This is a genomic window from Emticicia agri (assembly GCF_004168285.1).
GTDB classification, from domain to species: domain Bacteria; phylum Bacteroidota; class Bacteroidia; order Cytophagales; family Spirosomataceae; genus Emticicia; species Emticicia agri.
On sequence record NZ_SEWF01000019.1, the window covers coordinates 113553 to 127496 of the forward strand.

Sequence of the window (13944 nt, forward strand, 5' to 3'; positions counted from 1 at the left end):
GCTATCTGCAAAAACTATATGTAGATAAAGGACAAGACGTAAAGGCAGGCCAAACCATCGCCATCATAGAGTCGCCTGATTTGGAGCAGGAAAAATTAGCTTTAGAGGCCGACCTGAAGCAAAAGCAAAGCTATCTGCAAAGAATAGAATCATTATTGGCTAAAAAATATGTAACCGACCAGGAAGCAGATAAAGCCCGAGCAGATGTAGAAATGGCTAAGGCAAGATTAGATGCTCAAAAAGAAAAATTATCTTATACAACCATCAAAGCACCATTTGCCGGAAATGTATCAGCCCGTTATGCCGATGTAGGCGCTTTATTACAAGCAGCTACTTCATCACAAAGCAGTGCTTTGCCTGTGGCTACTATCTCGCAGGTGAATCGTTTAAGGATTACTATTTTTATTGAACAGGCAGATGCCGGAACGGTACGCCCGGGAACACCTGTTGATATGCTTATACCGGGTTCTGCCGACACATTACACGCTAAAATTACACGTATGACAGGCGAATTAGACGCCCGCACACGTATGATGCTGGCCGAGATAGAATATAACAATGCCAATAACCAGATACTGGCAGGTAGTTTCCTGAAAGTACTGATTCATTTACCTGCGCAGGAGTTTATCAGTATTCCGGCACAGGCACTGGTAGTAAAAGGAGAAAAATATTTCGCTCCTGTTATCAAAGACAATCGTATTTATTACAGACCTATTAAAATTGGTGCAGGCGACGGGTTGCAATACCGTGTTTATTCCGGCTTGAATGAAGGAGACGTAGTAGCCCTGAATGTCGGTAATTCATTAATAGATAGTTCACTGGTAAAAGTGGCGAATAAACCGCAAACGAAATAATGAAAAGAGTCTTTTTGCTTATATGTATAGGGTGTTATAGTGTCAGTCTTTCGGCACAAACCAAAGTATTAAGTTTTCAGGAAACCTTGCAAATGGCTATTCAGCAGAATGTGGGTATCCGAAAAGCACAGAATACCATTGAGTCAGCTAAGTGGGATGTCTATGGTGCCAAAAATATGTTTTTACCTAATGCTACTTTTAACGGAGGTTTTACTTTTCAGTCAGGCAGTAACCTGCTCACGATAGCAACCCCTTCTTTAGTGGCCAGTACCTTTACAGGTCTGAATTTTCAGGCAAACAGTAATTATGTGTTAGCCGATGGGGGTGCCAGAAAATCTCAGGTACAGGTAGCGCAGAAAACAGAAGAAGCTGCTAATTCGCAACTGAAATTTACCCGCCAGCAGGTAATCAACGATTTAAGCCTTGCTTTTTTACAACTGTCTTTAGATAGACGACTAATAGAGATTGCCACCCAGAACTGGCACCTTTCACAGGAAAGAGACACCATATTAACCGACCTCGTGAAAGCAGGTTTAAGATTACCTAATGAGCTGTATCAGCAACAAGCCCAGACACGTCTGGACGAACAACAGGTAATAACCGCAAAGAACCTCTTACAAAACCACAAGATTTTTCTGATTCGTCGGTTGAACCTCCCGGCAGGCGACTATGATTTTCAGGACTTACCGGACGAAAGTCTGCCTACGCTTTCAAATCAGGATTTAGTAGGCAATGCCTATAACAAACGGTATGATTTGCTTACCCTCAAACAACAAAGAGAAGCTATTGCGCTCAGAACGCCAATTATTCAGTCTAATCTAAAACCACAACTGGTTGCTTCAGGCGGATTTACGACTGCCGGAAGACATTTGTTTCAGCAAAATATCAATGGAAATGATGTACTGAAAACCATTGAACAAAGAAACATTATCAGACAATTAGGCAATCAGGTTAACGTCTACGCAGGGTTAAGTTTAGTCTGGAATATATTTGACCGGAATCAGACTAAAACCGCAGTAGCTAAAAACCGGATTGAAGAAGCCAACCGTGAGTTAGATATTACAGATAGACAAGACCAGATACGTGCCGAAATAAACCAGGCCTTAACCGACTACGAAACAGCTCAGCAACAATACACTACGGCACAGGCACAGTTATCTGCCGCACAAGCGGCTTTTGAATTGCAGGAAGGTCGGTTCCAGAATGGACTGGCTCCTTTGATAGATTTATTTGTAGCACAAAATGCCTTGGCTTCTGCCAAAGTTAATGTAGCCCGTGCAGGCATACAGATACGTTATCAACAGAAACTGCTACAATTTTATAGTGGAGATGGGCAGGAGTAAGATATGCAGGAAGGGGAGCAATTGCTTCCCTTTTTTATTGGCATCTTACCTGCTGTCCACTATTTCTGATTGAATATAGCTACTTTATCAGATTTCATCAGAATCTTCGGAATCCTGTCATTTTTTTTCGTTACTTAGTTCTACAATAAAGCTTAGGTTTGAGGTAAAGGCATTTTATCATAAATACCTCATCCTTAGCTATTTCATAGAAGTAATCCTCACACCTTACAATTACAGAAAACCAATTCAATCCTTAATATTCAAATGAAAAAAATCCTTTTTTCGTTGCTAATCGCATCTGCAAGTGCGGTGGCACAAAATACGGCTTCTTCCAGAGATGGTGTACCCCCACTGGTAACATACACCGACCAGCAAGACCGTGAAAACATGATGCAGCAACTGGGCATCAAAAAATTAAGACCCGGTTATAACAGTAATGAATCGGCACCCAATCCTGCCAATTACAACGAGTCAGTCGCTAATCCCTGCCCTGTTTTACCTGATGCCCTGATGCTCAAGAATGGCAGAAAAGTAACTACTGCCGACGATTGGTGGAATAAACGCCGACCTGAATTGGTAGAAGATTTTGAAAGAGAAATCTATGGCAGAATCCCGAAAAATGTACCTAAGGTAACCTGGACAGTAAAAATTACAGATAAAGAAGTAGTCGGCCGGACATCTGTAATAGCCAAACAACTGGTAGGACACGTAGATAACAGCGAGTATCCATTAATCAATGTTGATATAAATATGATGCTGGTAGTGCCTACCAATGTAAAAGGCCCTGTGCCTGTACTGATGATGTTCGGCAGACCGTCTTTTCCGGCTCCTGCTCAACCCAGCCCCGAACATATGGAGAAACTCAATGCTGTATTTAAAGATATGATGATTAAGCATGACCCCTCTGTCAAAGCTATCTTTGACCAATATCCTGCTTATACACCCATTACCCGACTACCTGGCCCCAATTTCTTTGCCCCGGCTACTAATGGCGAGTCGCCCTCAACAGAGCAATTGATTGCGGCAGGCTGGGGATATGCCACCATTGAGCCTGCCAGTATCCAGGCCGATAACGGAGCAGGTTTAACCAGAGGTATTATTGGTCTGGTAAACAAAGGCCAGCCCAGAAAACCCGAGGACTGGGGTGCACTAAGGGCATGGGCATGGGGAGCTGCACGTGGGCTGGATTATTTAGAGACAGACCCTGCCGTAGATGCCAAACGTGTAGGCATAGAAGGCGTTTCCCGTTATGGAAAAGCTGCTTTGGTTACCCTTGCGCTTGAGCCTCGCTTTGCCATAGGTTTAATCGGGTCATCGGGTAAAGGCGGTTCTACCCTACACCGTCGGATATTTGGAGAAGGAGTTGAAAACCTTACCGGAGGATTCTACTACTGGATGGGTGGCAATTATATGAAATACGGTGCCGAAGAAGCAGGTTTCGGAACTAAAACAGGTTGTGATTTACCTGTTGATTCGCATGAACTGATAGCTCTTTGCGCACCAAGACCTACCTTTATCAGCTATGGCATACCTGAAAAGGGAGATGCTAAATGGCTCGACCAGCACGGTAGTTATATGGCAACCGTGGCAGCAGGTGCCGTGTTTAAATTATTAGGAGCAAAAGATATTGGGGTTTCTAATGATTATATGACAGAAAAAATGCCCCCGGTAAATACAGATAAGTTAGAGGGGCAATTAGCATGGCGTCAGCATGATGGCGGGCATACCGACTGGCCTAATATGCAACATTTTATTCCCTGGGCTAACAGGGTTCTGAAATATGAAAAGTAAGCATTCAAATCAATAGCCTGATTGATGGACTTGTCTGGAGGTAACAGACAAGTCCATTTTATTCTCTGATTTTCCGTTTGAAGGCCACTTTCTTCCTGCGTGAAATCATGACTTTCACATTGTTATCCATTTCTAAAAAAGGAGCTTTAACCAGCATGTTAGTCTTATGCTAAAAATGAATTAAACACCTAATACCCTACACCTTCATCATCTTCTCATTCATACTTACAATAAGGCTTTCACAAGCCTTGTTTTGTATAGGCTTTCGTCGAAAATCTGAACTAATTTTCTTTGCTTTCAATGCTTTTTAAGCATAATTTTTCTACATTGCGCACAGCAAAAGAAGGGCTTAAAAAGAAGGGTAGAAACATGCTCTTATTCATTCTTCAACTGCAATTATTCAATCCTAAATACAGAATTCAAACATGAAAGAGAAATCAGACGAATCGAGGAGGTCGTTTATTAAAAAAGGTGCTATTGCTTCTTCTTTTTTTATCGTTCCGAGAAATGTACTTGGTGGACTTGGGTTTATTTCTCCCAGCGACCAGCTTAATATTGCAGCCATTGGTGCCGGAGGTAAAGGCCGAAGCGATATTACCAATGCTTCGGTAAAGGGAAGAGAACGCATAACGGCGCTGTGCGATGTTGACTTTTCAGGCTCTGCCAGCCAGACAGTAAAACAATTTCCGAATGCCAAACTCTATGCCGACTATCGGGAGATGCTGGACAAACAAAAGGATATTGACGCTGTAACTATCTCTACTCCTGACCATGTACATGGTCCTGCTGCGGCCTTTGCAATGGAGCGTGGCAAACACGTATATGTACAAAAACCCATGACCCACAACATTCGTGAAGCTCGTATGCTGACCGAAATGGCTCGTAAGTATAAAATTGTGAGTCAGATGGGTAACCAAGGTGCTTCAAATCCCTTATTAAAAACGGTACAAGGATGGGTTGATTCAGGCAAATTGGGAAAAATCGCAAAAGTGCAAATCTGGACAAACCGCCCCGTATGGCCACAAGGTAATGCCATGCCAAAACCTGATGATAGCTTAAAACCAAAAGATTTAGACTGGAATTTGTGGCTTGGCCCTAACGAATTTAAACCATATGTGCCTGGCATGCATCCATTTGGCTGGCGTGGTTGGTGGGATTATGGTACAGGTGCTTTAGGAGATGTAGGTTGCCACTTGATAGACATTCCTTTCAGAACCCTCGGCTTGAAATACCCTACTGATGCCGAGTGTAGCGTGGCCGCAGTTTATACTAAAATGTGGGCACCGGAATATAATCCTGAAGGCTGTCCGGCTTCCTCGTTTATCACGCTTCATTTTGATGCAACACCTAAGAGTCAGTCAAAGATAGAAATGACGTGGAGTGATGGAGGTATCAAACCGTCTCACCCTGATATTATTCCTGCCAACGAAGACATCGGAGGTACCAACAGTGCCAATGGTGTAATGATTATTGGTGAAAAGGGAATTATCACAACCAATATCAATGATAGCTCGCCAATGATGCCGAAATTATTCCTGAATGATGGTACCAGAGAAGTAGGTCCTGATTTACCAAAAGATATCGAACCGGAATACGGACATCAACGCAGATGGGTAGATGCTTGTAAAGCTGGCTTCAAAAGCAAAGAGCATTTAGGCTTAACCTCCTCTTTTGATTATGCCGGCCCGATGACTGAAACGGTATTGATGGGTAATTTAGCTATCAGAAGTTATATGCTGAAAAGAGATAATGCCAAAGGTCAGGCAGAGTTTTATGCACGTAAAAAACTATTGTGGGACGGTGAAAACACAAGAATCACCAACCTTGAAGAAGCTAATCAGTTTGTAGGCAGAACTACCTACCGTGAAGGCTGGAAGGTATAGAAAGAACGTTTTAATGATAACATGAGAGGGGCAAAGTTTTTGTCCCTCTTTTATTTTTAAGAAAATCCATTACATATAAGGATTCTACCGCAGCCTGCTCTCTCTTACGCCATACTTACCAATAGTAGCGGATTTTTAGCTTCATAAGATACTATATGATTATATATTGTAACATTGCTTTTCACCTACTTTGGGTGATACACTACATATAGGGTTTACTTATTTTTGGTTATACTTTTTATTTCAACAAACACCCAAAATGAAACAATTGAAACCCTTGTTCATGTATCTGCTACTGTTATTTACCCAGGTGGCAGTTGCACAGATTCAGAATATCATAACCGAGCCTGATGGTGGTAACAAAAAAGCCTCTGTAACCGAACAAATTGGTATAGTAAAAATTGCTATCAACTACGGGCGACCCGGTGTAAAGGGCAGAGAAGGGAAGATCTGGGGTACTAAAGTTGCTCACTACGGACTACAGGATTTAGGGCATGGTACGAGCTATGCTGTACCCTGGCGGGCAGGTGCTAATGAAAACACAACCATTTCGTTTTCGCATCGGGTAAAAATTGAAGGGAAAGATTTAGAACCGGGTATCTATGGTTTTTTTATCAGTAATGGCCCTGACGAGAGTACCCTGATTTTCTCAAAAAACAGTGATTCGTGGGGCAGTTTTTATTATGATTCTACGGCCGATGCACTACGGGTAAAAGTAAAAAATCAACCATTGGCTCAAAGTGTAGAATGGCTCAAGTATGAGTTTCTGAACCAGACTGAAAACTCTGCTACTATTGCACTTAGCTGGGAGAAAAGAATGATACCTTTCAAGGTAGAAATAGATAGATTAAAGTTACAAATAGAGTCTTTCAAAAAAGATTTTCAGACGACCCGTGCAGCAAGTGATTTGATACAAGCCGCTAATTTTTGTCTTGCCAATAATTATGATCTGGAGCAGGCACTTGTCTGGACAAACAGAGCCGTGAATATGCGGGTAATGGGCGAAAAAAACTTTTCTACCCTGAGTACACATGCGGCTGTTTTAATGGCATTAGGTAAAAAACCTGAAGCAAATATTATCATTCAGGAAGCCTTGCCGATGGGCAGTATGAGAGAAGTGCATTTCTTTGGTCGTACCTTGCTCAGTTCCAGACAAATAGAAGAAGCATTTAAGGTATTGCAGTATAATTACAGTAAACACCCAGATGAATATACTACGAATGTAGGCATGGGAAGAATATATTCGGCCAAAGGAGACTATAAAAAAGCATTAGAATATATGAATGTAGCCTTACAGAAAGCACCCGATGTGCTGAATAAAAACAGTGTAGCAGGAATGATTGAGAAACTAAAAACAGATAAAGATATAAACTGACCAGTGCCTGATAAAGTCAATAACCCATTGAGCTGTCATTCATACCTCAACAAAAATTAAATCACTTTCTGATAAGCTATACATTCGATTTTAACCAAGATAACGAATCATTATGAAAAAGCTAAAATTTATACCATTACTACTGCTTGCATTAGGGTATAGCATAACCCAAGCTAAACCTACCCCCTACTTTAACTTGCCTTCGCCCGGTAATGAGGCTCAGGTTTTTGCCAAAGGCATTGTAAGTGCCGATGCACTGGAACATAGTGCCCCAGCCATCTCGAAAGAAAACGATGTGATACTCTGGTGCCTGTTAGATAGCCCTATGTATATTTTAGAATCCAGAAAAGTAAATGGAGAATGGACAAAGCCTTCCCGACCATCTTTTCTATCTGAAAACTCTGACGATGTTTATCCCCGGTTTTCGCCTGATGGTAAAACACTTTATTTTTCTTCACGTCGACCATTACCCGAGGGTTTCCCGAAACTGGAAGATATGTGGATATGGCAGGTAGAAAAAACCAAAGATGGCTGGGGTAAACCGACACCACTTGATGCCTCAATTTGTAATGGTGCTACTTATGCCCATTCTATTACCTCTGACGGACATCTGTATTATTCTTTCAGAAAAGATAATGGGAAGATTTTCGACATCAGAGCCGTTTCGGTTACCAATCCTTCTGAACTGATTAATACTCCCCCCAACCTGAATACAGAAAATTACGAAGACGGGCCATTGGTTGCTCCTGATGAAGATTTTATCATCTTTGAATCGAACAGGCTTGGTGGCTTGGGTAGTAATGATTTATTTATCTGTTTCAAACAAAATACTACCTGGACAGAACCCATTAACATGGGTACAAAAATAAACACAGAAGATTCGGAGAGATTTGCAGGGCTTTCGCCTGATGGTAAATACCTTTTTTGGGGGAGTTCCAGAAATAATGATAATAACATATACTGGATTGAAGCATCGGTTATTGATGAACTCCGTCCCGGTTTTGTCTCAAAAAATACACCCGCCAGAAGAGCGCATCACGAATTAATTTATGACGAAAAAAATAATAAAGTGATGCTTTTTGGCGGTAGCTCACCTGTAGAAGGCGGCAAGACTATTCCATTTTTTAATGATGCCTGGGCCTATAATGGGAAGGCTTGGGAAAAAGTGGGCAATATTGGCGACGAACGTAGTGGTATGAAAATGGCCTACCATACAAAAGAGCAAAAAATATACTCGTTTGGTGGTTTTTATAATAATCAGTCATTGGCCGACTTACGGGTTTTTGAAAAAGGTCAATGGAGAAAAATCAACGAATTACCTGAAATGAAGGCTGCTGAAGGAGGTTTTGTGTATGATAGTAAAAGAAATAGGTTTGTTCTATTCGGAGGTTCGTCAGGGCGAAATCAGGTAAATAATTCAACTTATGAGTGGGACGGGAAAATCTGGCACAAATTTGCAGGAAAGTCTCCGGAAGGACGGCAGGCATTTGCGATGGTTTATGATGAAAAACGAGGTAAAACAGTACTATATGGCGGACTGAACGATGGTGTCTGGGAATTTGATGGCAATAGCTGGATAAATATTAAAACTGAAGGCGAAAATCCGGGAGAAAGAATAGCGGCCGGCTATTGCTATGATAGCAAGCGTGGCATGATGCTCATTTCAGGAGGTATATCAAATGGCAAAAGAATAAATGATACCTGGGCATGGGATGGCACCCAATGGCATAAACTATCAGCTACTGGTCCTGTAAGACGCCTTATGGGTTATATGACCTATGACAAAAAACGGGATAAAGTAGTACTATTTGGTGGTCGGATAAGCTGGCCTATTGATGAAAACGATACATGGGAATGGGACGGCACAATATGGAAGAAAGTTTTTTAACTTAACCAGCTATCATTCAAATAGTCATGATAGCTATCTTTTTGATAATGTTGGGAAAATAATAAAGCTCAATCTAAATCCAACATTACCCAAAAGTCCTTGAGTTCATAGTTTACTTCCCATTTTTGGTTGACCCTCAAGACCTGGCGACAGAATAAACCAACATTGATTAAATAATAGTTTATTTAAGTCAGAAAAGATAGGCAAGCAATTAGAAATTGATGAATCTACTATTTGTAGTTGAGGCTGTTGTGTGAATGGTAATGCTCCCACAAAACTACATACAGAGCTGTGAGATTGTCCAGAAATTGATATACTTTCCGGCTGTCATTCAGAATGCCCGCTATTTCAATTTTCTCAATAAATTTGAAAAGATATTATAAACTATCAAGCACAATCTGATGGTCATCAACAAGCAATACTTTAATTTTTGTATTCACAATGAGTATAGTTAAGGGGCATTATTGAAATATTAAGTCTGATATGCTATTGATCTTTCAGTCCATTTATTATCAGTAAACTTTGTGTAAGCGTGTATTTTCATCCCGCCCAGTTCTCTCTATCCAGGCTTCTGAATTGTATAGCCTCTGCCAGATGTTCAATCCGTATCTCTTCCGAATCTGATAAATCAGCTATCGTACGAGACACCTTTAATATTCTGTCATAGGCTCTGGCTGATAAACCCAGGCGTTCCATTGCTTTTTTTAATAATGCCTTGCCTGCTTCGCCTATATCACATATTTCTTTTACCATTTCCGGTGGCATCATCGCATTAGAATGTATATCAGGAAATTTCTCAAATCGTTTAGTCTGTATTTCTCTGGCTTTTACCACCCTTTCTCTGATGACTGTAGAAGATTCATTTTTTCTTGTAGATGATATCTGGTCAAAGTTGACAGGGGTTACTTCAACGTGCAAATCAATTCTGTCTAACAAAGGGCCTGATATTTTATTCAGGTATTTACCAACTGCTCCGGGAGGGCAGGTACATTGTTTTTCGGGGTGGTTATAGTAGCCGCAGGGGCAGGGGTTCATGCTGGCTATTAACATAAAATTGGCAGGAAATTCAACCGCCTGTTTTGTGCGGGAGATTACTACCTTTCTTTCCTCTAATGGCTGGCGCATTACCTCTAACACAGTTCGTTTGAACTCAGGCAGCTCATCTAAAAATAAAACACCATTGTGTGCCAGAGAGATTTCGCCTGGTTGAGGAAAACCACCACCACCCACCAAAGCAGCATCTGAAATAGTATGATGTGGTGCGCGGAAAGGTCTCCGGGCAATTAAAGATGATTTTACACCTAATTTACCTGCTACTGAATGAATTTTGGTAGTTTCTAATGCTTCGTGCAGTGTTAACGGGGGTAATATAGAAGGAATACGCTTGGCAAGCATGGTTTTTCCGGCACCGGGAGGGCCAATCATAATTACATTATGCCCGCCTGCGGCTGCAATTTCCATTGCCCGCTTGATATTCTCTTGTCCCTGTACGTGTGAGAAGTCTGCTTCGTAATCGCCAATAGCACTATAAAAAATATCTCTGGTATCGGTTACCAAAGGTTCTATCTGCTTGGCACCTGTCAGAAAATCGATGGCATCATTCAGCGTTTCTACCCCAATTACATCTAAATTGTTTACAATAGATGCCTCCATAGCATTTTCGACCGGAAGTATAAAACCTTTTAGTTTACTCCTACGGGCTTCTATGGCAATGGGCAATACGCCTTTAATCGGACGAAGAATACCATCTAAAGCCAACTCGCCTAAAATCACATATTCTTCCAGATTCTTCACAGGCTTAATATGTTCTCCGGCAGTCAGTATCCCGATAGCCATTGGCAAGTCATACGCCGATCCCTCTTTCCGAATATCAGCCGGAGCTAAATTAATAACCGTTTTTTGCCGGGAAACCTGGTAATTACAATGTTTAAGAGCCGCATCTATTCTTTGTTGGCTTTCTTTCACAGCTCCATCGGGTAATCCTACAATAGACATTCCTACGCCTTGCATTACACTTACTTCAACTGTTATCAAGGTGGCATTTACCCCATACACAGCAGCACCAAAAGTTTTTGATAACATATTATCAGGTATTTTATTCGTCCAAATTAAAACTTCATTCAGTATTTCACAAAACTACAAGATTTCCTTTATTGTATTTCTTTGTAAACTATAATTAAAATTCATAAGGAAATGTAGAACAATATATTTCCTGTCAATTTTATGTTGATAGCAAGTATGAACCCCTGATGCTGTGGCTACTACCTCCATCCTATAAAACAGTGTGTTTATTTACTTTTAACTTCTCATAGCATCTAAAAATCTAATCCCGAATCATAATTAGGCAATAAAAAAGCCCTCACAAAAGTGAGGGCACAAGCAAATAAACTTCTAAAGTCTTACTGTTCCCAACGCCAGTCTTTACCGATAATTAATTCGTTTTTGAGGTTCTGTTTAATCAAAAACTCTTTGGTTTCGTTATCATTCATTTTCTTTACAGGCAGCGCATCTGCATTGGCCAAAGCATACAGCATCATGGCTGTGAAACGCACATTATTATTGATTTGCTTTTTGTCTATTAAATCAAAACGGTCGCAGTTGGCATGATAACAGTTATAGGCTTTGATAGGGAAACTACCCGATGGCGAACAAACCGGTACCCCTTGAATCATGAATGGCTGATGGTCTGAATGTAACCCTGCCGAATTAGGGTTGGTATTACTGAAAGTAGAATCAATATTTTTAATTTTTTTACCTATTTCGTCAAAGAACGAACGTAATTCGGGGCGACCCATTGCATTAAATCCTTTGGCATTATTTACCATGTCAAGATTCATCATTAACTGAATCTGGTCTAACTTTCCTTCATCTTTATATTTCTTCACCAAAGCTTTAGAGCCTAATAATCCTTGTTCTTCGCCCATAAACATCACAAATTCTATGGTACGTTTAGGTTTTAGGTTTAAAGACTGAAAAACACGGGCTACGTCTAACACTGTAAAAGAGCCAATCCCATTATCCATTGCTCCGGTAGCCAAATCCCATGAGTCCAGATGGCCGCCAATCACAATTTTATCTTTGGCATGTTTTTTAGAGCTTCCCGGCAGGGTAGCTATCACATTTCGGGCTCTGATAGGTCGGCTGAAATTCTGCATATCAATAACTGCCCAGATATTCTTTTCTTCACTCATCCATTTACGGATGGCCTTGCCACTCTCTACTGACACGCACACAGCCGGAATCGGAATCAGTGCCCCTGTAACCGAAGCTGTTCCGGTTAGCAATACTCCTCCTTCTACCGCATTGGCAATAATTACACCGGCCGCTCCATATTTTATAGCTAAAGCTGTTTTTTCAGAACGGTGCAGGTTTTTCTTACCCTTGTTTTCAGGTGATTGAATATTGATATTGAATAAAGCTATTTTTCCTTTTACCTGCTCTTTTACTTTCTCAAAATCAGGTTCTATTCCATCGCCGCAATCAACAATGGGGCCTTTGATATGTGAGGATACCGGAGAGTGTGCCAGCGCTACTACTTCTACATCACGGAAATTATCACTTCCCTTGGGTACAATAGCTAAACTAACAGTATCTCTTGCCCACGATTCTACCTCAAAAGGCATATATTTTACATCAGCAAACCCATACTCTTTTAATAGTTTATAAGCAAAATCCTCTGCTTTTTTTCCATTTGGGCTACCTGTCAATCTATGACCAATAGAAGAGGTAGCTTCGCCTAATGTTTCATAAGCACGACCCCGATTCAAGACATCTTCATTAATCTTAACAAAGAGTTCCTCTAATTCATCGGCTGGATTTATAAATGCCGAAAATAGCGCAACACTAACGGCAAGCGTTAAAAATAAAATTCTCTTTCTCATCTACCTATAATTTAAGTGTTTAGGCCAATTTAGTTTGGTGTGTAATATTACTGTAAAAATCGTTATTTTTTTTATTCTAAACAAAAAGCCGCTTATTTTTGGTTATTCTTACTTATACAAACCTTCATTATTCAAAAATTATTACAAAAACCCAATACACTCTGCTTAAATCCTATGACTAATAATGATAAATTAATTTTCAATCCTGTGCTTAATTCCCAACAATATTAATGTGAATCAAGGGTTGAAATTATCAGAAACAAACAAGGAGTATTTTGTTAAATTGCAAAATGCGACCTTTACAATTAATACAAACTTACAGCCTTGTTTGTGAGTGCTATGATACGCACATGAGTTTACATTTCCAAAGACAGAGCAATAATAATTGTCCTGAATTTACAGACCAAGAGGCAATAACGATTTACCTATGTGGTATTTTCGAAGGCCATTATAGCCATCGCTCAACTTATGATTATATGGTCAATCATTGGTCATCATGGTTTCCAAAATTGCCGTCATATCAAGCTTATAATGCACGAATTAATGCAATATACTGGCATTTTGAGGTAATTATTTCCCATTTGATGAATCAAATGAATTTTAATGATTGCTATGATAATGTATCTTTGGTGGATTCATTGCCTATCATGCTTTCCAAACACCCTTATACAGCTAAAGTAGCATCTGAGATAGCAGATAAGGGTTATTGCGATGCAAAAAAACAATTTTATCATGGAGTAAAGCTCCATTTGATAGGTAAGGACAGATTTGAAAAAATACCTAAACCTAACTTTTTTGATTTTACGCCTGCCAGTGTGAATGATTTAACAGCTATAAAACCCATGATTTGCCAATTAAAAAATCAAATTGTGGTCGGTGATAAAGCATATAGTTCAGAAAAATTCAACCAACAACTTTCTAAAAATAAC

9 protein-coding genes are annotated in these 13944 nt (G+C 40.3%); 7 read left to right on the top strand and 2 right to left on the bottom strand.

Annotation, left to right across the window (positions count from 1 at the left end):
• Nucleotides 1-5: 5 nt before the first annotated feature.
• The 6 genes from EWM59_RS14230 to EWM59_RS14255 all read left to right on the top strand — a co-directional run bounded on the left by EWM59_RS14230 (nucleotide 6) and on the right by EWM59_RS14255 (nucleotide 9134).
• Complete coding sequence (locus EWM59_RS14230; RefSeq protein ID WP_229239362.1) at nucleotides 6-854, top strand: efflux RND transporter periplasmic adaptor subunit; 849 nt, start codon at nucleotides 6-8, stop codon at nucleotides 852-854.
• Complete coding sequence (locus EWM59_RS14235; RefSeq protein ID WP_130021667.1) at nucleotides 854-2197, top strand: TolC family protein; 1344 nt, start codon at nucleotides 854-856, stop codon at nucleotides 2195-2197. The genes EWM59_RS14230 and EWM59_RS14235 overlap by 1 nt, the downstream gene beginning before the upstream one ends.
• 264 nt (nucleotides 2198-2461) lie before the next feature.
• Nucleotides 2462-3988, top strand: coding sequence for a glucuronyl esterase domain-containing protein (locus tag EWM59_RS14240; RefSeq protein ID WP_130021669.1), 1527 nt, complete (start codon nucleotides 2462-2464; stop codon nucleotides 3986-3988).
• A gap of 425 nt (nucleotides 3989-4413) precedes the next feature.
• On the top strand, nucleotides 4414-5871 hold the full coding sequence (locus EWM59_RS14245) for a Gfo/Idh/MocA family protein (RefSeq protein ID WP_130021671.1): 1458 nt from the start codon (nucleotides 4414-4416) through the stop codon (nucleotides 5869-5871).
• Between the two features lie 259 nt (nucleotides 5872-6130).
• Nucleotides 6131-7246 carry a DUF2911 domain-containing protein gene (locus EWM59_RS14250; RefSeq protein WP_130021673.1) on the top strand — a complete coding sequence of 372 codons (1116 nt, stop codon included), beginning with the start codon at nucleotides 6131-6133 and terminating at the stop codon, nucleotides 7244-7246.
• 112 nt (nucleotides 7247-7358) lie between these two features.
• Nucleotides 7359-9134 (top strand): Kelch repeat-containing protein, encoded by a 1776-nt coding sequence (locus tag EWM59_RS14255; protein WP_130021675.1) that lies wholly within the window; start codon nucleotides 7359-7361, stop codon nucleotides 9132-9134.
• A 540-nt stretch (nucleotides 9135-9674) separates the two neighbouring features.
• Here EWM59_RS14255 and EWM59_RS14260 read toward each other — a convergent pair.
• Nucleotides 9675-11216 (bottom strand): YifB family Mg chelatase-like AAA ATPase, encoded by a 1542-nt coding sequence (locus EWM59_RS14260; protein WP_130021677.1) that lies wholly within the window; start codon nucleotides 11214-11216, stop codon nucleotides 9675-9677.
• Between the two features lie 317 nt (nucleotides 11217-11533).
• A complete protein-coding gene (locus EWM59_RS14265) occupies nucleotides 11534-13015 on the bottom strand; it encodes a M20/M25/M40 family metallo-hydrolase (RefSeq protein WP_130021679.1) in 1482 nt (493 codons plus the stop codon).
• A gap of 350 nt (nucleotides 13016-13365) precedes the next feature.
• Between EWM59_RS14265 and EWM59_RS14270 the strand changes: the two genes are divergently transcribed.
• The coding region (locus EWM59_RS14270) for a transposase (protein WP_165372183.1) at nucleotides 13366-13944 on the top strand (579 nt) is incomplete at its 3' end.